At 70.5% G+C, this 20,795-nt stretch carries 16 protein-coding genes and 3 pseudogenes; 10 read left to right on the top strand and 9 right to left on the bottom strand.

The window, feature by feature from the left end; translation table 11 throughout:
* From ilvC to MTP03_RS15580, 4 genes and pseudogenes are all read left to right on the top strand, one after another.
* Positions 1–1,014 (top strand): ketol-acid reductoisomerase, encoded by a 1,014-nt coding sequence (gene ilvC / locus MTP03_RS15595; RefSeq protein ID WP_248489026.1) that lies wholly within the window; start codon positions 1–3, stop codon positions 1,012–1,014.
* A gap of 86 nt (positions 1,015–1,100) precedes the next feature.
* A pseudogene (locus tag MTP03_RS15590) lies at positions 1,101–1,211 on the top strand (TetR/AcrR family transcriptional regulator); the annotation flags it as partial.
* Positions 1,212–1,686: 475 nt separating this feature from the next.
* Positions 1,687–2,041: pseudogene (locus MTP03_RS15585) on the top strand (DoxX family protein).
* Positions 2,042–2,186: 145 nt separating this feature from the next.
* Entirely contained in the window at positions 2,187–3,194 is a 1,008-nt protein-coding gene (locus MTP03_RS15580) for a diiron oxygenase (protein ID WP_248489025.1), read from the top strand.
* Positions 3,195–3,203: 9 nt separating this feature from the next.
* Here MTP03_RS15580 and MTP03_RS15575 read toward each other — a convergent pair whose 3' ends face one another.
* The 3 genes from MTP03_RS15575 to MTP03_RS15565 are packed head-to-tail and all read right to left on the bottom strand — an operon-like array spanning position 3,204 to position 7,891.
* Entirely contained in the window at positions 3,204–4,610 is a 1,407-nt protein-coding gene (locus MTP03_RS15575; protein WP_248489024.1) for an NAD(P)/FAD-dependent oxidoreductase, read from the bottom strand.
* Positions 4,607–6,388, bottom strand: coding sequence for a DUF3556 domain-containing protein (locus MTP03_RS15570; RefSeq protein ID WP_248489023.1), 1,782 nt, complete (start codon positions 6,386–6,388; stop codon positions 4,607–4,609). Before MTP03_RS15570 ends, MTP03_RS15575 begins: the two co-directional genes overlap by 4 nt.
* 27 nt (positions 6,389–6,415) lie before the next feature.
* On the bottom strand, positions 6,416–7,891 hold the full coding sequence (locus MTP03_RS15565) for a class I adenylate-forming enzyme family protein (protein ID WP_248489022.1): 1,476 nt from the start codon (positions 7,889–7,891) through the stop codon (positions 6,416–6,418).
* 148 nt (positions 7,892–8,039) lie between these two features.
* Here MTP03_RS15565 and MTP03_RS15560 point away from each other — a divergent pair, with 148 nt between their 5' ends.
* The 3 genes and pseudogenes from MTP03_RS15560 to MTP03_RS15550 all read left to right on the top strand — a co-directional run bounded on the left by MTP03_RS15560 (position 8,040) and on the right by MTP03_RS15550 (position 11,940).
* Positions 8,040–9,326 carry a helix-turn-helix domain-containing protein gene (locus tag MTP03_RS15560; RefSeq protein ID WP_248489021.1) on the top strand — a complete coding sequence of 429 codons (1,287 nt, stop codon included), beginning with the start codon at positions 8,040–8,042 and terminating at the stop codon, positions 9,324–9,326.
* A gap of 13 nt (positions 9,327–9,339) precedes the next feature.
* Complete coding sequence (gene serA / locus MTP03_RS15555) at positions 9,340–10,926, top strand: phosphoglycerate dehydrogenase (RefSeq protein WP_248489020.1); 1,587 nt, start codon at positions 9,340–9,342, stop codon at positions 10,924–10,926.
* Positions 10,923–11,940, top strand: a pseudogene (locus MTP03_RS15550) (3-isopropylmalate dehydrogenase). The gene serA and the pseudogene MTP03_RS15550 overlap by 4 nt, the downstream one beginning before the upstream one ends.
* A gap of 116 nt (positions 11,941–12,056) precedes the next feature.
* Here MTP03_RS15550 and MTP03_RS23885 read toward each other — a convergent pair.
* Together MTP03_RS23885 and MTP03_RS23880 are read right to left on the bottom strand one after the other, a co-directional pair.
* Positions 12,057–12,785 carry an MFS transporter gene (locus MTP03_RS23885; RefSeq protein ID WP_371820778.1) on the bottom strand — a complete coding sequence of 243 codons (729 nt, stop codon included), beginning with the start codon at positions 12,783–12,785 and terminating at the stop codon, positions 12,057–12,059.
* The gene (locus MTP03_RS23880; protein WP_371820777.1) at positions 12,743–13,285 is read right to left on the bottom strand and encodes an MFS transporter; all 543 of its coding nucleotides are present in this window, start codon (positions 13,283–13,285) and stop codon (positions 12,743–12,745) included. The genes MTP03_RS23885 and MTP03_RS23880 overlap by 43 nt, the downstream gene beginning before the upstream one ends.
* 90 nt (positions 13,286–13,375) lie before the next feature.
* Between MTP03_RS23880 and MTP03_RS15540 the strand changes: the two genes are divergently transcribed.
* On the top strand, positions 13,376–14,149 hold the full coding sequence (locus tag MTP03_RS15540) for a fumarylacetoacetate hydrolase family protein (protein ID WP_248489019.1): 774 nt from the start codon (positions 13,376–13,378) through the stop codon (positions 14,147–14,149).
* Between the two features lie 6 nt (positions 14,150–14,155).
* On the opposite strand, the gene MTP03_RS15535 is transcribed toward MTP03_RS15540, so the two are convergent.
* Both MTP03_RS15535 and MTP03_RS15530 read right to left on the bottom strand, forming a co-directional pair.
* A complete protein-coding gene (locus tag MTP03_RS15535) occupies positions 14,156–14,509 on the bottom strand; it encodes a universal stress protein (RefSeq protein ID WP_248489018.1) in 354 nt (117 codons plus the stop codon).
* A 28-nt stretch (positions 14,510–14,537) separates the two neighbouring features.
* Positions 14,538–15,992, bottom strand: a complete 1,455-nt coding sequence (locus tag MTP03_RS15530; protein ID WP_371820776.1) for a sugar porter family MFS transporter — start codon at positions 15,990–15,992, stop codon at positions 14,538–14,540.
* A 161-nt stretch (positions 15,993–16,153) separates the two neighbouring features.
* Here MTP03_RS15530 and MTP03_RS15525 point away from each other — a divergent pair, with 161 nt between their 5' ends.
* Positions 16,154–17,329: a Gfo/Idh/MocA family protein gene (locus MTP03_RS15525; protein ID WP_248489016.1), complete on the top strand. Its 1,176-nt coding sequence runs from the start codon at positions 16,154–16,156 to the stop codon at positions 17,327–17,329.
* A gap of 53 nt (positions 17,330–17,382) precedes the next feature.
* Here MTP03_RS15525 and MTP03_RS15520 read toward each other — a convergent pair whose 3' ends face one another.
* Together MTP03_RS15520 and MTP03_RS15515 are read right to left on the bottom strand one after the other, a co-directional pair.
* A complete protein-coding gene (locus MTP03_RS15520) occupies positions 17,383–18,411 on the bottom strand; it encodes a sugar phosphate isomerase/epimerase (RefSeq protein ID WP_248489015.1) in 1,029 nt (342 codons plus the stop codon).
* A gap of 22 nt (positions 18,412–18,433) precedes the next feature.
* Entirely contained in the window at positions 18,434–19,648 is a 1,215-nt protein-coding gene (locus MTP03_RS15515; protein ID WP_248489014.1) for a Gfo/Idh/MocA family protein, read from the bottom strand.
* A 114-nt stretch (positions 19,649–19,762) separates the two neighbouring features.
* On the opposite strand from MTP03_RS15515, the gene MTP03_RS15510 reads away from it, so the two are divergent.
* Entirely contained in the window at positions 19,763–20,779 is a 1,017-nt protein-coding gene (locus MTP03_RS15510) for a LacI family DNA-binding transcriptional regulator (protein ID WP_248489013.1), read from the top strand.
* The last annotated feature ends 16 nt before the right edge of the window (positions 20,780–20,795 follow it).

Here is a 20,795-nt window from a genome sequence, read left to right as displayed (position 1 = left end):
GTGGCAATCGAACTGTTCTACGACGAGGACGCCGACCTCTCCATCATCCAGGGCAAGAAGGTCGCGGTCATCGGCTACGGCTCGCAGGGCCACGCGCACTCGCTGAGCCTGCGTGACTCCGGCGTCGACGTGCGCATCGGCCTCAAGGAGGGCTCGAAGTCGCGCGCGAAGGCCGAGGAGCAGGGCCTGACCGTGGGCACGCCCGCCGAGGTCGCCGAGTGGGCCGACGTGATCATGCTGCTCGCGCCCGACACCGCGCAGGCCGAGATCTTCAAGGCCGACATCGAGCCGAACCTCAAGGACGGCGACGCGCTGTTCTTCGGCCACGGCCTGAACATCCACTTCAAGCTGATCGAGGCCCCGGCCAACGTCACGGTCGCGATGGTCGCCCCCAAGGGCCCCGGCCACCTGGTCCGCCGTCAGTTCGTCGACGGCAAGGGCGTCCCCGCCCTCATCGCCGTCGACCAGGATCCGACCGGCAACGGCCAGGCGCTCGCCCTGAGCTACGCCGCTGCGATCGGTGGCGCCCGCGCCGGCGTCATCAAGACCACCTTCAAGGAGGAGACCGAGACGGATCTCTTCGGCGAGCAGGCCGTGCTCTGCGGTGGCACCGAGGAGCTCGTCAAGGTGGGCTTCGAGGTGCTGGTCGAGGCGGGCTACGCCCCGGAGATGGCCTACTTCGAGTGCCTGCACGAGCTCAAGCTCATCGTGGACCTCATGTACGAGGGCGGCATCGCCCGCATGAACTACTCGGTGTCCGACACCGCGGAGTTCGGCGGCTACCTCTCGGGCCCGCGCGTCATCGACGCCGACACCAAGAAGCGTATGCAGGACATCCTCTCGGACATCCAGGACGGCACCTTCGTCAAGCGCCTCGTCGCGAACGTCGAGGGTGGTAACAAGGAGCTCGAGGGCCTCCGCAAGGAGAACGCCGAGCATCCGATCGAGGTCACCGGCAAGAAGCTGCGCGATCTGATGAGCTGGGTCGATCGGCCCATCACCGAGACCGCCTAGGTCTCCGAGTACGCCCGAGCCCCGTCGAACCCCCGTGGTTCGACGGGGCTCTTGCGTTACCGGGGGCGGACGGATACTTTTTGAACATGTTCAATGAACGTGTTCAGTCGCGCGCAGAAGGAAAGGCGGAGACCCGCGTCCGGGTGCTCGCCGCGGCCGACCGCCTGTTTCGCGAGCACGGATTCGCGGCCACCACGGTGCGGCGCATCGCGGCCGAGGCCGAGGTCAGCACGGGTACGGTCATGGGCGTCGGCGACAAGGACGGTCTCCTCGTCGCCATCGTCGACGACTGGATCGCGGCGGTCCACGCCACCCGGGAGGCTGCGGCGCCGTTGCCCGGGCTCACCGCGGACGACGCTGTGGAGCGGGTGCTGGGTGCGGTGGCGCCGTTCGTCGCCTACTTCCTGTCCGACGGTGACCTCTCCCGCGAGTACGCCGCCATCCTCGCCCGCGGCAGGCATCGGTCCGGCACGTTCGGCGCCCTCGCCGACGAGCTCACCGCCGAGTTCGAGCGCATCCTGCAGGCCGCGGGGCACGATGCCCCGGCCCCGGCGCCCGGACCCTGTACCTCGCCTACATCGGCGTCCTGTTCGCCGCCTCCGGCGGCTCGTTCGACCAATCCGAAGCCGGTGCCCGCTTCGCGGAGGCGGCCCGCCAGATCCTGGGAGAGAAATGATCGACACGCCGAACCTGCCCTGGCTCACCGTCGCGCTCGCCGTCGTGGTGCTCGGCGACGCCCTGATGTCGTTGCGGCCACCGCGGTTCATCCAGGACTGCCTCGACGGGGTGCGATTCCCCGGGACTGGTGGTGGATCCTCATCGTGGTCAAACTGCTCGGGGAGCGGGGCTGCTCGCCGGCCTGCACTACCCCGGAGTGGGGTTCGCGGCGAACGCCGGAGTGGTCGCCTACTTCGTCTGCGCCGCGATCGCGCACGTGCGCGCCCGCTTCACGGGTGCCACGTTCTGGGTGAATTGCCTGGGCATGCTGGCGTTCTCCACGGGCGTGCTGCTCCTGTCGTACCTCTGATTCGTCCCGGCGGCTCCGTGGGGGTCGAGGAGCGGGGAATCTGATGTTCGATCGAGGCAATAAACCAGCGCTGCTGATTGATAGTGATAGTGTGAGGCTCATCGGCTATCAACAGTGTGAGGCCGCGGACGAGAGGAGAGGTGCGATGCGATTGGCGTTGACGCACATGAGCCGGACCCAGGGCGATCCGTTCCCCGGGCAGGCGGAGTACGAGCAGACGCTGACCGACCTCTCCGAGGCGTCGGTGCGCCGGAACTTCGATCCCTACGTCGACATCGACTGGGACGCACCGGAGCTGACGATCGTCCCGAACGATCCGCGCTGGGTGTGCGACTCCCGTTTCGATCCGATCGGCCGTCACCCCTGGTATCAGGCGCAGCCGCTGGCGAAGCAGATCGAGATCGGTATGTGGCGCCAGGCCAACGTGGCGAAGGTGGGGCTGCAGTTCGAGTCGATGCTGATCCGCGGGATCATGCAGTACACGGCGGCCCTGCCGAACAACTCGCCGGAGTTCCGCTACGCGACGCATGAGGCGAAGGAGGAGTGTCAGCACACGCTGATGTTCCAGGAGTTCGTCAACCGCGTGGGCATGGACGTCCCGGGCGGAAGCTGGTTCCTGCGCCGCATCTCGCCGATCGTGCCGCTGTTCGCGACCATGACGCCGCTCTACTTCTACATGATGGTGCTCGGCGGTGAGGAGCCGATCGACCACCTGCAGAAGCAGTTCCTGCGCTCGGGCTCGGAGCAGCACCCCGCGATGAGCTCGATCATGCAGATCCACGTGGCCGAAGAGGCGCGTCACATCGGCTTCGCGCACCAGCTGCTCGAGCACCGGATCCCCACCCGCGGTGCCTTCCCCCGGCTCGTGCTCTCGCTGATGCTGCCGATCACCATGCGCGTGATGGTCACGATGATCATGATGCCGCCCAAGGAGTTCTGGGAGACCTTCGACATCCCGCGTTCGGTGAAGAAGGACATCTTCTGGCGCTCGGACGAATCGCAGCAGATGAAGCGCGACGTCTTCGGCGACGTGCGGATGATGGCCGAGAAGTGCGGCCTGATGAACCCGCTGAGCAAGCTGATGTGGCGGATCTGCGGCATCGACGGCCGCGTCTCCCGCTTCCGCAGCGAGCCCGCCTACGCCGCGCAGTAGTCGGCCGAGTCACATCCGGGCCAGCGCCCGCGTGGCGGCGTGGTAGCCGCACATGCCGTGGGCGGCGGGTCCCGGTGGGGTGGCTGCGGAGCAGAGGTACATGCCGGGGACGCCGGTGTCGTAGGGCTGCAGGGTGATCCGCGGGCCGAAGACCAGCTGGAGCGGGTCCTTGGATCCGGTGTTGATGTCGCCGCCGACGAAGTTGGCGTTGTAACGGGACATCTCGGTGGTGGTGCAGACTGCGGTGCCGATGATGCGATTGCGGAAGCCCGGGGCGAAGCGTTCGATCTGGGCGATGATCGCCTCGGTGGCGTCGCCGGTGTAGCCGTGGGGGACGTGGGCATAGGACCAGATGGGGTGCACATCCCCTGCGCTGCGCGACGGATCGGCGAGATACTGCTGTCCGACGAGGACGAAGGGCCGCTCCGGCATCCGGCCGGCCGTGATGGCCCGTTCTGTGGCGGCGACCTCGGCGAACTCCCCGCCGAGGTGGACGGTGCTCGAGCGGCGCGCGTCGGGATTGGTCCAGGGCACGCCGTCCTCGACCGCGAAGTCGACCTTGAAAGCGCCGGGGCCGCGGCGGAATCCGCTGAAGGCGCGTCGGATGCGGGGAGGCATGCGGTCGCCGACGATGCGCGCGACCTGCGCGGGATCCAGGTCGAACAGGGTGACATCGGAGGCCGGGAGGTCGCCGGCACCGACGGTTACGCCCGTCTCGATCCGCCCGCCCAGAGCGAGCAGTTCCGCCGCCAGGGCCGCGGCGATCGCGCCGGAACCGCCCTCGGCCACCTGCCAGCCGAACGCGTGCCCCGCCGTGAGCATGCCCTTGCCGATCGCCGAGCTCATCGGTTCGTGCAGCGGCCGGAATGCGTGCGCGGCCACCCCGCCCCACAGACCTCGCGCCTGCGGCGTGCGGAAGGCGCGGGCCAGTGCCGCGGCGGGCAGGGGAGTAGGCGCGCCGAATCCGGCCAGCGCCAAGGGATGCCGCGGCATCCGGAGCAGCGGCCCCAGCATCGACGGGCCGATCTTGTCGAAGTTCCGCACCGGCCGGCCGAACAGGGCCCGCCAGGCGGCACCGTCGGGCCCCAGGCCGCGCGCGGTGTCCTCGACCGAACGGCGGAGCACCCCGGCGGAGCCGTCGTCGAGCGGGTGCACGCATTCGAGTTCCGCGGAGAGCCAACGCAACCCGTGTCGTTCCAGGTTCAGTGAGCGGAGGAACGGCGATCCGACGGCCATCGGGTGGATGGCGGCGCAGTGGTCGTGGATCAGGCCGGGCACGATCGCCTCGAACGATCGCACGCCGCCGCCGACGGTGTCGCCGGCCTCCAACAGGGTGGTTTCGACGCCCGCGCGCGCCAGGGTGATCGCGGCGGCGAGCCCGTTGGGTCCACCGCCGACGACGGTGCCGGTGGTCATGCCCGCGAGCCTAGTCCGGTGCCGAGCGGGAAGCGGGCGTGGTCCGCTGACCAGGTGATCTCGCAGGCGACGGGGCCGTCCGGCAACCAGGGCTGGGTCGTCACGCACTCCGTGACGCTCCACCGGCCGCGTGCCACCACGCCCAGGGCTGCATCGATGATCTTGAAGTCCTGGCGCAAGCGCGTGATGGGCTGCGACTCGGCCCAGACCACGATCAGTTCGCCGGGTTCGAAGTGGGCCTGCTCCTGCACCGCGGCGATGAGATTCTCGTCGTGCAGGTGGCCGTCGCCGAAGTTGAAGCCGATCATGGTGTTGCACACCAGCTCCCCCTCACGGAGGGTGCGCTGCTCGACGTCGGGGACGTGGCTGAGCAGCGTCGAGAACAGGCCGCGGCCGTTGCTGTGCATTGCCCGCCAGCCGAGGCCCATGTTCATGAGCGTCTCGGCCCACTCGCGGTCGACGCCGGTCGCCACGAACTGGTCGACGGTGTTCGTCGTCTGCCGCTGCACCCGGTTCAGCTTCTCCTCGGCGCCGGGCGCGAAGGCCCACATGCCCGTCGCCCAGTTGCCGGCGTACTGCCGCAGCGAGGGCAGGAAGGACACTTTGTCGGGCCGGATGTTGCCCAGCACGGGGAAGGCGAGGAGGGCGGCGAGGACGAGCAGGATCAGCCACGACGGGGACATGTCCAGCACCGAATAGCCGTCCTGCGCGGGGAACCCGACGAACAGGACCAACGCGGTGTACGCGAAGAGCAGGTTCCACTCGAGCGGAACCGCCAGGGGGAAGGTGGAAATGATGAACAAGTGGTAGCACACCATGAACACGGCGCAGACCACCGTCACGGTACGGTTCATGGAGAACAGCAGGATGAGCGGCGCGACGATCTCCACGAAGGTGCCGAGTCCCTCCGCCATGAACCGGGCGAGCCGCGACGGCAGCAGGTCGTGCGGGGCGTTCCGGTAGTGGGCGCGTCGCAGGCCCTTGAAGGGCATGCACGGCGAGTTCGACACCATCACGGGGATCACGTTGATGAAGTGCTTGCCGATCTTCGAGAGGCCGGCGCAAACCCAGACCACCACGATGAGGAGCTTGAGCCCGACGATCATGGTCGCGAAGGAGAGCAGCGGCAGGAGCCCGAACATGATCAGCGCGGGCATGTACTGCTCGCCGCGGGCGGCGAGGAAGATCGTCTTGTCCCGCAGGCCGACCAGCACCAGCAGGGCGACCGGGGCGATCATGAGCCACGGTGCGACGAGTCCGTTCGACGAGTCGGTCACGATCACGCCGGGGAGCGCGATGCCGAGCACCAGTGAGGCGAGCAGCAGCCAGTACAGGCCGACGTCGAGCGCGGTGCGCCGGGTGCCGGCGGTGCCGGGAACCCATGTGTAGGGGCGCAGCCGGATGGTTCCCGTGCGGGCCCAGAATCGGATGCCCCCGGTCATCGGCTTGATCTTGAAGGTCAGCGGGCCCCAGGCGCCCGCGACGCCGATCGCCTCGAGCAGGGTGGTCCACAGGACCAGCTTCTGGTAGACGATGGGCTGGTTCCACCAGGCGGAGACCTCCCAGAGGTGCAGGCCCGAGGTGGCGGTGGCGACGAGAACGCCGCCGAGGGCGTACAGCACCACCAGCTTCACGACGTAGATGACGAACGCGACCTTCTGCGTGCCGAAGCCGTGATCCACCCAGCGCTGGGTGGCGAAGCGGAGCCGGTCCTGCAGCGGGCGGGTGATGAACTCGGCCGGATCGACCTCGGGGAGGTCGGGTTTCATGAATCCCATGATGAGAGTCCTTACGGGAGAGCGGGATCAGGCGGACTGAGTGGCGGCGGCATCGAGCCTGCGGAGGGCGGGCTTGTCGATCTTGCCGACGGGGTTCTTCGGCAGCGTGTCGAGCACCGTGATCGATACGGGCTGCTTGTACTTCGCGAGGCGCTCGCCGGTGTGCGCGGCGATCGCTTCGGGGTCGAGGTTCACGCCCGGGGCCGCTGACACGTAGAGCACCGGAAGCTCGCCGTACTTCGCGTCGGGGCGGCCGATGACCGCGGCCTCCGCGATGCCGGTCACGCCGTACACCGCGGTCTCGATCTCCTTGGGGTAGATGTTCTCCCCGCCGCGGATGATCATGTCCTTTGCGCGGTCCACGAGGCGGAGGTAGCCGTCCTCGTCGAGCAGTCCGACGTCGCCCGTCCGCAGCCAGCCGTCCACGATCGTCTTCGCGGTCTCCTCGGGGCGGCCGAGGTAGCCGCGCATGATGTTCGGCCCCGAGAGCAGGACCTCGCCCGGCTCTCCGGACGGGAGGTCGGCACCGTCGGGCCCGACGACCCGGACCTGCTGCCCGGGGAGAGGCAGGCCCACAGTGCCCACCTTGCGCACGCCGTCGAGCGGGTTGCACGTCGCGGCGCAGGTGCACTCGGACAGGCCGTATCCCTCGATCAGCGGGAATCCGTAGCGGGCCTCGAAGTCCTCCAGCAGTTCCTTGCTCGCGGGTGCCGCTCCGCACACGCCGAAGCGCACCCTGGAGAGGTCCGGCGCGACCTCGGCCGGCAGGCCCGCGAGCATCGTGTAGATCGTGGGCACCGCCGAGAAGTACGTCGCTCCGGTCTCCTCGAGGAGCTGGAAGAAGGTGCGCGGATCGAACCGGCCGGCGATCGTCACCCGGCCGCCGCCGCGCAGCGGGTTGAGCGTCGACACCACGATGGCGTTGACATGAAACAGCGGCAGGATCAGCAGGCTGTGGTCGTCCGCGTCGAACTGGAAGGCCGCCGAGGACATCTCGCTCATCGCGGTCAGGTTCGCGTGGTCGAGCATGACGCCCTTCGGGCGGCCCGTGGTGCCGGAGGTGTAGATGAGCAGGGCCAGGTCCTTCGGCGCGGCGGCCGGCTCTGCGCCGTCGGGCGCGTGGTCGAGCAGGGTGCCGGCGGCGATCACGGGGGTGCCGGCGGGGGCGTCGCCGTCGGTGATCAGGACCGACGCGCCGGCGTCCTGCACCTGGTAGTCGACCTCGGGCGGCGCGAGGTACGGGTTGATCGGCGTCGCCGCGGCGCCCAGGTGCCAGGAGGCGAAGAGCGTCACCACGAGCAGCGCGGTGTTGGGCAGCTTGACGGCCACCACGTCGCCGGGCCCGACCCCGGCCTCCCGGAGAGCCGTGGCGGCGCTGCGCACAGCACCGTCGAAGGCGGCGTTGTCGAGGTCGAGCGCGTCGTCGGCGACGGCCGGCGCGTGCGGCGCGGTGTCGGCGCGCAGGGCGGGGAGGTGGGCGAAGGTGGTGAATTCGAAGGTCACGGTGGCTCCTCGTCGGGTGGGTTGCTCCACGGTAGGCCGGGCGTGACGGTCGTCACATCGTCCACCGGCGACGAGATGTGACGCTGGGTTCGTCCGCAGAAGACGAATTTCGGCGCCCGTGGGGCGGATGTGTCGCTAAGATTTGGCGATGGATCCCGATGCGCCGCGCCGGCTGATCGCGCGGGTGCTGAGCGCCGCGCCACGGCGCGCGGTGTCCGACGCCATGACCGAGCGGATCGCTGCCGACCTCCCGGATCTGCGGGCGGACGAGGCGATCTTCGGGTCGCTCGCCGCGAGCGTCGAGGCCAACGTCGAGAACGTGACCCACGCCGTGGTCCTCGACGTGCCGGTGGCGCGGATCGAGGTCCCGCTCGCCGCGCTCGAGTACCCGCGCCGCGTGGCCCAGCGCGGGATGGCGGCGACGTCGCTCGTCCGCGCCTACTATCTGGGGCAGCAGACGATGATCGGCCTGATCGGCGAGGCCCTGGACGCGGACACCGAGGCGGGGCAGGAACTGCGCGAGGCGGCCATGCGCTGGCTCGTGGGGTGGTCCTTCGACTACAACGACGTCGTCACCCGGCGGGTGCTCGACGAGTACGAGGCCGAGCGCGCGGCGTGGGTGGACGCGCGCAGCGGGGCCCGGACGGTGCGCGTCTTCGAGGTGCTCGAGGGGGAGGTGCCGAGCGTCGCCGCCGCGTCGGCGAGCATCCGGTACCCGTTGCGCGCGACCCACATCGGGATGGTGTTGTGGTACGCCGAAGGCGTTGACGAGGTGGAGCGGATCGAGCGCTTCCTCCGCGAGCTGGCCGCGGCGACCGGCGCGACGGCGCCCCCGCTGTCGGTGGCGATCGACCGGCTCACGGTCTGGGCCTGGCTGCCGGTGGACGACGGAGACGCGGCCCTCGCCGCGGCGCGGGCGTTCGTCGTCGCCGACCAGGAGGCGCCGCGAGCGGTGATCGGTCCGCCCGCGGACGGGCTGGAGGGCTTCCGCGCGACGAACCGGTCGGCGCGGGAGGTGCGCCGGGTCGCGGACGCGACCGAAGCGCGGTTGCTCGTCGCGACGGATCCCGGGGTCGGCCTGGCGGCCCTCGTCGCCCAGGACGTCGGTGCCGCGAGGGCGTGGGCCGACGGCGTGCTCGGAGAGCTCACGGGGGAGAGCGCGGCCGACGCGCGGTTGCGGAGCACGCTTGAAGTCTTTCTGCGCACGGGCGGCAGCTTCAAGGCGACCGCTGAGAAACAGCTCATGCACGCGAACTCCGTCAAGTACCGGGTGCGGCGCGCGGTCCTGCGCCGCGGCAGGGCGATCGGCGACGACCGGCTCGACGTGGAGGTGGCGCTGGCGGTGCGCCGGATCTTCGGCCCGCATGCTCCCGGCAACCCGGCGCGGAAGGCCCCGACGCAGGTCACTAAGCTGACCGTGCAACCGGCACCGTGAATGAGGAGCGCAAGTGACCCGTCCCGTGGTATTGATCGCCGACAAGCTGGCACCGTCGACAGTGGAGGCGCTCGGTGACGACGTCGAGGTGAAGTGGGTCGACGGCCCCGACCGCCCCGCCCTGCTCGCCGCGGTCCCCGAGGCGGATGCGCTGCTCGTGCGCTCCGCGACCACCGTCGACGCGGAGGTCCTCGCCGCCGCCACCAAGCTCAAGATCGTGGCCCGCGCCGGCGTCGGCCTGGACAACGTGGACGTGCCCGCGGCCACTGAGCGCGGCGTCCTCGTGGTCAATGCGCCCACGTCGAACATCCACACCGCGGCCGAGCACGCCGTCGCGCTGATGCTCGCCACCGCCCGCCAGATCCCGGCGGCGGACAAGACCCTCCGCGAGCACACCTGGAAGCGCAGCGCCTTCAACGGCGTCGAGATCCTCGGCAAGACCGTCGGCGTCGTCGGCATGGGCCGCATCGGCCAGCTCGTCGCGCAGCGCCTCGCCGCGTTCGAGACCAAGATCGTGGCGTACGACCCCTACGTCAGCCCGGCCCGTGCCGCGCAGCTCGGCATCGAGCTGCTGAGCCTGGACGAGCTGCTCGAGCGCGCCGACTTCATCTCGGTGCACCTCCCGAAGACCCCGGAGACCAAGGGCCTGATCGGCCGCGAGGCGCTCGCCCGGACCAAGAAGGGCGTCGTCATCGTCAACGCGGCCCGCGGCGGCCTCATCGACGAGCAGGCCCTCGCGGACGCGATCACCTCGGGCCACGTCTTCGGCGCCGGCCTCGACGTCTTCGAGACCGAGCCCTGCACCGACAGCCCGCTGTTCGAGCTGCCGCAGGTCGTCGTGACCCCGCACCTCGGCGCCTCCACCTCCGAGGCGCAGGACCGCGCCGGCACCGACGTCGCCAAGAGCGTCCGCCTCGCCCTGGCCGGCGAGTTCGTGCCGGACGCCGTGAACGTCAAGGGCGGCGCCGTCGACGAGGAGGTCGCGCCCTGGCTCGAGCTCACCCGCAAGCTGGGCGTGCTGCTGGGCGGCCTGCCCGGCCAGCTGCCGGAGAAGATCGGCGTCACCGTCCGCGGCGAGCTGGCCAGCGAGAACGTGGACATCCTGCAGCTCTCGGCGCTGCGCGGCCTGTTCTCCGCGGTCATCGAGGACGCCGTCACCTTCGTCAACGCCCCCGCCCTGGCGGAGGAGCGCGGCGTCACCGTCGAGCTGGAGAAGGTCTCGGAGAGTCCCAACCACCGCAGCCTTGTCGACGTGCGCGCCGTGTACGGCGACGGCACCGTCCAGAACGTCGCCGGCACCCTGTCGGGCCTGAGCCGCGTCGAGAAGGTCACCAACATCAACGGCCGCAACTTCGACCTGCGCGCCGAGGGCCTCAACCTGTTCATCGCCTACGGCGACCAGCCGGGCTCGCTCGGCAAGATCGGCACGCTGCTCGGCGACGCCGGCATCGACATCCAGGCCGCAGCGCTCAGCCAGGACGCCGAAGGCCCGGGCGCGACGGTGCTGCTGCGCGTCAGCCAGCCCGTCTCGGCCGACCTCCAGCAGGCCATCGCCGACGCGGTGTCCGCCACCACGATCGCGCAGGTGGACCTGTCGTGAAGCTCGCGGTGATCGGCGGGGACGGCATCGGCCCCGAGGTGACGGCGGAGGCGCTCAAGGTGCTGCGCGCGGTGGTTGGCGAGATCGAGACCACCGACTACGACCTGGGCGCGCGCCGGTACGAGCGCAACGGCGAGCTGCTCACCGACGAGGACCTGGCGTCGCTGCGCGAGCACGACGCGATCCTGCTCGGCGCCATCGGCGACCCGCGCAAGGTCCCGCCGGGGGTGCTCGAGCGCGGCCTGCTGCTGAAGATGCGGTTCGCCCTGGATCACCACGTGAACCTGCGGCCGTCGAAGCTCTTCCCGGGCGTCGAGTCGCCGCTGAAGAACCCGGGCGAGATCGACTTCGTCGTGGTCCGCGAGGGCACCGAAGGCGCGTACACCGGCAACGGCGGCGCCATCCGCGTCGGCACGCCGCAGGAGGTCGCCAACGAGACCTCGGTCAACACCCGGTTCGGCGCGGAGCGCGTGGTGCGCTTCGCCTTCCAGCTGGCGCAGTCCCGCCGGAAGAAGCTGACGCTGGTGCACAAGACCAACGTGCTGGTGCACGGTGGCGGGCTGTGGCAGCGCACCGTCGACGAGGTCGCGACCGAATTCCCCGACGTCGCCGTGGATTACAGCCACATCGACGCGGCCACGATCTACCTGGTCACCGACCCGTCGCGGTTCGACGTGATCGTCACCGACAACCTCTTCGGCGACATCCTCACCGACGAGGCCGGCGCGATCTCCGGCGGCATCGGCCTCGCCGCGTCGGGCAACATCGACGCGACGGGCACCAACCCGTCGATGTTCGAGCCCGTGCACGGCAGCGCCCCGACATCGTCGGCCAGGCGTCGCCGACCCCACCGCGGCCATCCTGTCGGCCGCGATGTTGCTGCGGCACCTCGGAAACGAGGAGGGGGCGAAGCGGATCGAGGAGGCCGTGACCGCGGACCTCGCCGCCCGCGGCGACGCCCCGATCCGCACCACCGAGGTCGGCGACCGCATCGCCGCCGCCCTCAGCGCATAGCATCCGAAGATCATTGCGAATGCCCGCTCCTGCTCTTGCAGGGGCGGGCATTGCTCACTTAACAGCAGTAGAGCCCTGCTCTTTTGGGCGTGTTGCGCTGAGCTAACGCTGTTAAGTCACGTGCGGGTGCCCGACGGTGCCGCATCCGGCAGCTCCGGTGCGTGCTCGGGGTTCGCGTCGGAGGGCACCAGGGGGTAGGCGAGCAGCGGGGCGAGGGCGACGATGGCGAACGCGGCGCCGAAGCTCGTCGCGTGGATCAGGGCGCCGAGGATCGGCCCGGATGCGGTGGTCGCGACGAACTGGCCGGTGTTCTGGATGCCGAGGGCGCGGCCGCTGTAGTAGGGCCCGGCCTTCTCGGCGATCGCGGTGAACGCCAGGCCGTTGTCGGCGACGGTCACGACCGACGCGACGAGGAGCACCACCACCGCGATGGGCGAGCCGACTGCGGCGAGCGCGCCGAGGCCTCCCATCGAGGCGGCGGCGGCCAGGGCGATCCACTTGATCGGCGCCGTTCTCGAACCCAGCCGGTCCGACCAGGCGCCCGCCAGGATCCGCCCGCCCGCCCCGAGCAGCTGGCTCGCCGAGATGAGCAGCCCGGCGGTCGAGGGCGCCCAGTGCAGCCCGACGATCAGCCAGGTGATGCCCCAGGTCCAGAGCGCGCCCTGCGGCAGCACGAGGAGCAGCGAGACGGCGTGGATGCGGACCAGGAAGGAATCCTCCCGGTACGGGTTCACGCGTGCGTCGACCGCCGCGGGGCCGGTCTCGGGCCGCGGCGGATCGACGATGAACGCCCACACCAGGATCACGGAGACCACCGCGACCGCCGGGGCACCGTCATCGCCCATACCAGGCCCGCGCGGCTGGCGAGGAGTGGCATCGTCACCGACAGGATCGCGATGCCCAGCGGCTGCGAGGTCTGGCGGATGCCCATCGCGGTGCCGCGGCTGGACGCCGGGAACCAGCCGACCACGATCCGGCCGCTCGCGCCGTTGCCGCTCGCCGCCATCGCGGACGCCACGAACAGGCCGAGGGCGGCGAGCGGCAACGGGGCGTCCGTCGCGAAAGCGCCGACGGTGCCGGACAACCCGGCCACCGCACCCGCCATGCTCACGAGCAGCACGCGGCGCTCGCCGTAGCGGTCGATGAGGACGCCCCACGCGATGGTGGTGAGCAGGAGGCCGGCGGGCGCCGCCGCCGCGAAGAGCCCCGCGCGCTGCACGGAGAGGCCATCGCGGATGAGCTGCGGGATGAGGAAGGCGACGCAGTTCACGGCGGCGGTCGTGGTGATCGCGGCGGTCATCGAGACCACCAGGATCCACCAGCGGCGGGCGGCGGACATCTCCATCGCTACTCCCAACTAGTGAGATCAATTGCTTACTATTTGAGACGAAGCCTAGTCGATCGAAGTATCGGAGTCGAACGGTAGGCTCGTCCCATGCGCCTTGCACGAATCGCCAGCAGTGACGGGGTCGCGTTCGCGGCCATCGAGGGTGACCCCGAGGACGGTGCGCGGGCCCGCGAGATCGCTGAGCATCCGTTCGGCACACCGGAGTTCACCGGCCGCAGCTGGGCGCTCGACGACGTGCGCCTGCTCGCCCCGATCCTCGCCAGCAAGGTGGTCTGCATCGGCAAGAACTACGCGGCCCACGCCGCGGAGATGGGCGGCGAGGCGCCCAAGGATCCCGTGATCTTCATCAAGCCCAACACCTCGATCATCGGCCCGCTCGCGCCGATCAAGCTGCCGCGCAGCTCGGAGCAGGTGGACTACGAGGGCGAGCTCGCCGTCGTCATCGGCCAGCCCTGCCGCGACGTGCCCGCCGCGCGGGCGAAGGACGTCATCCTCGGCTACACCGTGGCGAACGACGTGACGGCGCGCGATCAGCAGCGCCACGACGGCCAGTGGACCCGCGGCAAGGGCTATGACACCTTCTGCCCGCTGGGCCCGTGGATCGAGACCGAGTTCGACCCGTCGGACGCTCGGATCTACACCGAGCTCGACGGCCAGATCAAGCAGGATTCGCGCACGTCGCTGATGATCCACTCGATCGGTGACATCGTCGAGTGGATCTCGTCGGTCATGACCCTGCTCCCCGGCGACGTCATCCTCACCGGCACCCCGGAGGGCGTCGGCACGATCACCGCCGGGCAGCACGTGGCGGTCACCGTCGAGGGCATCGGCACGCTCACCAGCCTCGCCGAGGATCGCTGACCCGGCTCAGTCCGACTTGACGGCGAGGACGGGGATCGGCGAGTTCAGAATCAGTCGCTGACTGACGCTGCCGAGAACGGCTTTGCTCACCAGCGACCGGCGTCGGACGGCGATCACGAGCCGGGTCGCGCCGCGCTCGTCGATCTCGTCCAGTACGGCGTCGACGGGGTCGCGGTCGCCGCGCCCCGTCCGCTCCACGACGGTGATCGGCACCTCGCCCTCGACCTCTGACACGTCGAGTGTGGCGATGCCGAGATTGACGGCCACGAGATCGGTGCCGAGGGCCTTCGCCTCCTCGACGCCGGCGCGCAGGGCGACGGGTCCTTCGGTCGTTCCGGGGACCGCGACGATGATGGTCATGATTCTCCTCGTGTCGTAAGTGGCGCGGTCAGCGGAAGTCGCCGCGGGAGAAGGACTCCTCCAAGTCCTCCAGTGAACGGCCGCTGGTGTTGGGCAGAGTCTTGTAGATCAGGAATCCGAACAGCGCGCACACGACGAAGAACGTCCCGTACGTGCCGACGATGCCACCGACCTTGATCAGGGTGGGGAAGAGCTGCCCGACGAGGGCGTTCGTCAACCAGAGGACGAGCACCGACAGGCCCATGCCGAAGCCGCGCAGCCGCAGCGGGAAGAGCTCGGACAGGCACACCCAGACGGGCACGTTGAGGGCGGTCTGCATGGCGAGGACGAACAGCGCGACGAAGATCAGCACCGCGTAGGCCTGGACCTTGCCCTCGGGCAGGATCAGTGCCGACAGCACCGTGAGGCCGTGGCACACGGTCACGCCGATCATGCCCATGATGATCAGCTTCCTGCGGGGAATGCGGTCGATGAGGACGAACAGGCAGATGGCGCTGCCGATGACCGCGGAGACGCCCATGAAGATGTTGGCGATCGGGGCGGCGCTGTCGCTGAAGCCCGCGGTCTTGAGCATCTCGGTGCCGTAGTACATGACCGAGTTGATGCCGGTGAGCTGCTGCGCGATGGCCAGGATCACCGCGGCGAGCATGATCCGGCGGACCCACGGGATGGCCAGGTCGACCCAGCCGCCCGTCTGCGCGGCCTCCTCCTCGCGGGCGAGGTGTTCGACCTCGGCCATCTCGGCGCGCGCCCGGTCCTCCGTGCGGACCTGCATCAGCACCGCGAGGGCTTCGGCATCGCGTCCCTTGGAGATGTACCAGCGCGGAGATTCGGGCATCCGCAGCATGCCGAGGAACAGGAAGACGGCGGGGACCGCGCACACCGCGAGCATGATCCGCCACACCCCGGGGTGACCGTCCGGGTTGGCCTCGGTGAGCGGCGGCCACACCCGCGCGATGATCGCGTTGATGACGAAGGCGAGGAGCTGTCCCACGACGATCGCGAGCTCGTTCCTGCCGCCCAGGGCGCCGCGGCGCTCGGTGGGCGCCAGCTCGGACAGGTAGACGGGGACGACGACCGACGCGCCTCCGACGGCCAGGCCGAGGACGAAGCGGGCCGGCAGCATCACCGCCAGGTCGTTCGCGAAGACCGCGCCGAGCGTGCCGACGAAGAAGATGATCGCGAGGATGATCATCGTCTTCCGGCGCCCGATGGCGTCGGCGAGGCGGCCGCACACCAGCGCGCCGAGGGCGGCGCCGATCAGCAGGGTGCTGACCACAAGCCCCTCGGTCGTCGTGGTGAGGCCCAGGTCGTGCTTCATCGGCTCGAGGGCGCCGTTGAGCACGCCGGTGTCGTAGCCGAAGAGCAGTCCACCGAAGGTCGCGACGACCGCGACCAGGTCCATCCGCCGCTGGTGGGGACCCGGTCTCAGGGCCGGCAACGCTGTTCCGCCCTCCGGCGTGCTGGTGCTTCCGTGCGTCATTGTCGAAGTCCTTCCCGCTGATCTCGTGAGGAACATCACACCAAACCTCAGCCCGTTTGGCAAGTAGATCGGATGAGATTGAACGAATGTAAGGACATGACGGTCGGAGTGTGGAATTCTGGTGGTGTTCGCTCGGCGGGATACGACGGAGGTGGCACACGATGCACGACGAGATGCAGCAGGACCCGACCCCGGTGCGGGTGGCCGTGATCGGCATGGGCTGGATGGGCCGGGTGCACGCGCAGGCGTACGCCCGTGTGCCGCACCACTACCCGGACGGCCTCGCGGTGCCCGTCCTCGCCGCGGTGGCGGACGACGTCCCCGGGCGCGCGGAGGCCTTCGCCGCCCGGTTCGGGGCGGCCTCCGCGTACACCGATTGGCGCGGCGTTCTCGGCGATCCGTCGATCGACGCCGTCTCGGTGACGGTGCCCAACTTCCTGCACCGCGAGATCGGCGTCGCGGTGCTCGATGCCGGCAAGCACCTGTGGATCGAGAAGCCCGTCGGCCTGACCGAGGCCGACGCGGCCGCGGTCGCGGAGGCCGCGGCACGGAACGATCGCCGCACGGCGGTCGGCTTCAACTACCGCAACGCCCCTGCCGTGCAGGCCGCCCGGGCGATCATCGCCGACGGTCGGCTCGGTGCCGTCACGCACGCGCGGTTCCGGCTGTTCAGCGACTACGCCGCCCATCCCGACGGTGCCCTCACCTGGCGCTACCAGCGCGACCGCGGCGGCAACGGCGTCCTCGGCGACCTGGGCTCGCACGGCGTCGACCTCGTCACCCACCTGCTCGGCGACATCGACGCCGTGGTCGCGGACACGGCGATCTTCATCCCCGAGCGTGCCGAGCCCACGGGTGCCACCTCGGGGCACCAGCTGGCCACGTCCGGCGTGCGCGGCCCCGTCGAGAACGAGGACTACCTGTCGGCGCAGCTGCGGCTCGCGTCCGGGGCGCGCTGCGTGCTGGAGGCGAGCCGGGTCGCGGTGGGGGAGCAGAACTCCTACGGCTTCGAGATCCACGGCACGTCCGGCATGGTGCGCTGGGACTACCGCCGCATGGGCGAGCTCGAGGCCTCGCTCGGAACGGACTTCCAGGACCAGCCCGTCTCGACGGTGCACGTCGGGCCCGGCAGCGGCGACTACGCCGCGTTCCAGCCCGGCGCGGCGAATCCCATGGGCTACGACGACCTCAAGGTCATCGAGGCCCAGCGCTTCCTCCGGTCGGTGGTCACCGGCATCCCCGAGGGCGCCACCGTCGACGATGCGGTGCGCAGCGCCCGCGCACTCGACGCCATGACCCGCTCGGTCGACGAGGGGCGCTGGGTGACGGTCGCGTAGTCCGCGTGGAACGAGTGCCGACGGTCCGCGGACCGTCGGCGCCCGTCGTCCCGTCACCCGCGCGCCGGTTCCGTCCGCAGGGATGCCGTGAGCGCGGCGTCCGCCGCGAGCAGGACCTCGGCCGCGACGGCGACGCCCTCCTCCCGGCCCAGCTCGGTGTCCTCGTGCTCGATGTTGACGAGCATGTCCGGGTCCACCTCGTGCAGGGCGCGGAGGAACTCGGTCCAGTACGCGACGTCGTGGCCCTTGCCGAGCGCCACGAAGTCCCAGGCGGACTCCGTCGGCCACTCGTTGGCCCACTCGTCGCCCCCGAGGTTGGTCCGCGCCTCGTCGACGCCGAGGCGGCGGAAGGAGTTGTCCAGCACACCGTTCAGCGCCGCGTGCTCCGGGTTGATCCGGACGTCCTTGGCGGCCGCGTGCACGACCAGCTCGCCGAGGTGCCGGACCACGGCCACGGGGTCCATCTGCTGCCAGAACAGATGCGAGGCGTCGAGTTCCACGCCGAGGTGCGTGGACCCTGTCCGCTCGACCAACTCGTGCACCGACGCGCTGTTGAAGACGATGTTCTGCGGGTGCAGTTCCAGGGCGACCTTGACGTCGTGGTCGCGGGCGATGCGGTCGGTTTCGCGCCAGAACTCGGTGGCGACCTCCCACTGGTGGTCGAGGACGTCGAGCGCCGCCGAGTTCCAGGCGTTCACCACCCAGTTGGGATGCGCTGCTCCGGGATCGCCGCCGGGTAGCCCGGACATGGTGACGACGCGGTGCTGGCCGAGCCGGGCGGCGAGCCGGATGGACCGGTGGATGTCGTCGGCGTGCCGGCCGCCGATCGCCCGGTTGGGGTGCAGCGGGTTGCCGTTGCAGTTGAGTCCGGCGATGGCGACGCCGGTGCCTTCGAAGATCCCGAGGTAGTCGTCGCGGGCGGTGTCGCTGGCGAGGATGTCGGCGATGTCGGGCACGTGCACCGGCGGCAGGAAACCACCGGTGTTCAGTTCGATACCGGTGAGGCCGACGTCGGCGATCGCGCGGAGCGCCTCGGGCAGCGGGCGGTCGTGGAAGACGGCGTTGTAGAGGCCGAGTTTCATGGGGATTCTCCGTCGGTATGTGTCAGGACTGAGGGAGGAGCGCGGGCACGTCCACGGGTGCTCCGCCGGCGGCGGCGGACCGGGCGACGGCGTCGATGATCTCCATGTTGTGCAGGCCGTCGGCGAAGTCCGCGTTGCGCGGGAGGGATTCGTCGGCGGGCAGGCCGGCGACCTCCTCGAGGAACGCTCGGGCCTGGAAGACGAATCCGTCGTTCTGGCCGATCCCTACGCCGGGCGCGTCCATGGCGAGGCCCCCGCGCCAGTACGGGTGGTCGGGGCCGAGCGTCACGGTTCGCGGCCCATTGAGCCCGTGGTCACCGTCGGCGAACACGACCTGGACCTGCCCGGGGTGGCGGAAGTCGAACGAGGCCGAGCCGCGCTCGCAGAAGACCTCGAACTTCAGGGTGTTGGGGTGTCCGGCCGCCACGCGGGAGACCTGCAGCGCCCCGGTCCCGCCGCCGGCGAAGTCGACGAAGAAGCCGGCGGTGTCGTCGTTCTCGACGGTGTCCCGCTCGGTGCTGACCTCGCCGTGCTCGTGGCCGATCACCCGGCCGAGCGGCTCGGGGCGCGTCGGGAACGCGGTGTGCAGCGTCGCGCCGCGGACGGTGGCGACGGCGCCGCCGAAGAGTTCCGCGATGTAGGTGAGGTGACTGCCGACGTCGGCGAGGGCGCCGGAACCCGCCGGGCCCTTGAACCGCCAGCTGATGGGGCCGTCGGGGTCGCAGGCGTAGTCGGTCCAGTAGGCACCGTCGAAGTTGATGAGCCGGCCGAGGCGCCCGCTGCGTACCAGTTCCCCGAGCAGGGCGATGCCCGGCGAACGGAGGTAGGTCAGGCCGATCCGCCCCAGGACGCCGCGCTCGGCCGCCGCGTCCGCGGCGGTCACCATCGCGCGCGCGTCGTCGAGGGTGTCGGACAGCGGCTTCTCGCAGAGCACGTGCTTGCCGGCGGCGAGGAGCGACTCGACGATCTCCCGGTGCAGGGCGTTGGCCACCACGACGCTGACCACGTCGATGTCGTCCGCGGCGGCGATCGCCTGCCAGGAGGTGTCGTGCCGCTCGAAGCCGAATCGGCGGGCGGTGTCCTGCGCCAGCGGCTCGTAGGCGTCCGCGATCGACACCAGGCGCACGTCCGGCAGCCCGGGGCCGTAGACCGCGGTCGCCGATCGGTAGCCGGCCGCGTGCGCCTTGCCCGCCATCCCGGCGCCGATCACGGCGACGCCGATGCTGGTCCTGCTCATGTTCCCTCCTTCACGGGGTTGCTGCGATCTCCGTCACGACCTAGTGTCGATGTGAGTTGGAGCGCTCCAATAATCATGGGCAATGTTCATATGTCCTGTCAAGAGGGAGGCGGCATGGCGGCACGGAGGCCCACGATCTACGACGTCGCGACGCGAGCGGGTGTGTCGAAATCCCTGGTCTCGCTGGTGCTGCAGGGGTCGCCCCGGGTCGGGGAGGGGTCGCGCCGCGCGGTCGAGGAGGCGATCGCGGAGCTCGGGTACCGTCCCAGTCGGGCGGCGGCGAATCTCGCCGCCCGGCGTACGCGCACCGTCGGGGTGCTGATCGACGACTACACGAACCTGTGGTTCGTCGACCTCGTTCGCGGCCTGCACGCCGCGCTCGGCCCGGCCGGTTACCGGCTGGCGGTCGTCGACGTCGCGACCGCGGACCAGGCCGAGGACCCCGTCGAATCCATGCTCTCGATGCGGGTCGACGGCCTTGTGCTCGGCATGGACCCGCCTCGATCGCTGCTCGAGCGCGATGATCTCTCGCTGCCCCCGGTGGTGGTCGCGGGCACCCGGGCGGTGCGGGACGAGCGGTTCGACGCGGTGGCCAACGACGATGCGGCAGGGGCGCGCCTCGTTGCGCGCCACCTCGTGGAACTCGGCCATCGCACGCTCGGGCAGGTCTGCGCCGGCGGCGGAGCGGGCGCCGCGCGCCGCGCCGCGTTCGCCGCCGAGGCCGCTCGGCTGGGCGTGAGCGTGGCCGAGGCCTCGTGGCGCGACGAGGCCTCGGACGAGGCCGGTTTCCGCGCCGCGACGGAGCTGCTCGCCGCGTCCCCCGGGGTCAGCGCGGTGTTCGCGGCCAACGACGTCCTGGCCGTCGGCGTGCTCGGCGCGGCGCGGGAGCGCGGCCTCGACGTGCCGCGCGACCTCTCCGTCGTCGGCTACGACGACACCTCGCTGGCCTCCACCCGGCTGGTGGGGCTGACGACGGTCGACGACCGCAGCTTCGAGGTGGGTCGCCGTGCGGGTTCTCTCCTGTGCGACCGAATGGGGGCGGACGGTGGCGCGCCGGCCCCGTCGGGGCGTGAGAGTCGGGTTCTCGCACCACGACTGGTCGTCCGGCGTACCACGGCGCCGCGTGGGTGAGCGGCGGAGGAGTGCA

It is taken from the genome of Tsukamurella sp. PLM1, assembly GCF_023168325.1.
Classification (GTDB): Bacteria; Actinomycetota; Actinomycetes; order Mycobacteriales; family Mycobacteriaceae; genus Tsukamurella.
This window is presented reverse-complemented; position numbering and strand designations above follow the sequence as displayed.

What these genes read in the sequence shown, in the direction of transcription:
- MTP03_RS15580 (WP_248489025.1), top strand. Translation starts at nt 2,187, where the DNA reads ATGCGATTGGCGTTGACGCACATGAGCCGGACCCAGGGCGATCCGTTC.
- MTP03_RS15575 (WP_248489024.1), bottom strand. Translation starts at nt 4,610, where the DNA reads ATGACCACCGGCACCGTCGTCGGCGGTGGACCCAACGGGCTCGCCGCC.
- MTP03_RS15570 (WP_248489023.1), bottom strand. Translation starts at nt 6,388, where the DNA reads ATGGGATTCATGAAACCCGACCTCCCCGAGGTCGATCCGGCCGAGTTC.
- MTP03_RS15560 (WP_248489021.1), top strand. Translation starts at nt 8,040, where the DNA reads ATGGATCCCGATGCGCCGCGCCGGCTGATCGCGCGGGTGCTGAGCGCC.
- MTP03_RS23885 (WP_371820778.1), bottom strand. Translation starts at nt 12,785, where the DNA reads ATGGGCGATGACGGTGCCCCGGCGGTCGCGGTGGTCTCCGTGATCCTG.
- MTP03_RS23880 (WP_371820777.1), bottom strand. Translation starts at nt 13,285, where the DNA reads ATGGAGATGTCCGCCGCCCGCCGCTGGTGGATCCTGGTGGTCTCGATG.
- MTP03_RS15540 (WP_248489019.1), top strand. Translation starts at nt 13,376, where the DNA reads ATGCGCCTTGCACGAATCGCCAGCAGTGACGGGGTCGCGTTCGCGGCC.
- MTP03_RS15535 (WP_248489018.1), bottom strand. Translation starts at nt 14,509, where the DNA reads ATGACCATCATCGTCGCGGTCCCCGGAACGACCGAAGGACCCGTCGCC.
- MTP03_RS15530 (WP_371820776.1), bottom strand. Translation starts at nt 15,992, where the DNA reads ATGACGCACGGAAGCACCAGCACGCCGGAGGGCGGAACAGCGTTGCCG.
- MTP03_RS15525 (WP_248489016.1), top strand. Translation starts at nt 16,154, where the DNA reads ATGCACGACGAGATGCAGCAGGACCCGACCCCGGTGCGGGTGGCCGTG.
- MTP03_RS15520 (WP_248489015.1), bottom strand. Translation starts at nt 18,411, where the DNA reads ATGAAACTCGGCCTCTACAACGCCGTCTTCCACGACCGCCCGCTGCCC.
- MTP03_RS15515 (WP_248489014.1), bottom strand. Translation starts at nt 19,648, where the DNA reads ATGAGCAGGACCAGCATCGGCGTCGCCGTGATCGGCGCCGGGATGGCG.
- MTP03_RS15510 (WP_248489013.1), top strand. Translation starts at nt 19,763, where the DNA reads ATGGCGGCACGGAGGCCCACGATCTACGACGTCGCGACGCGAGCGGGT.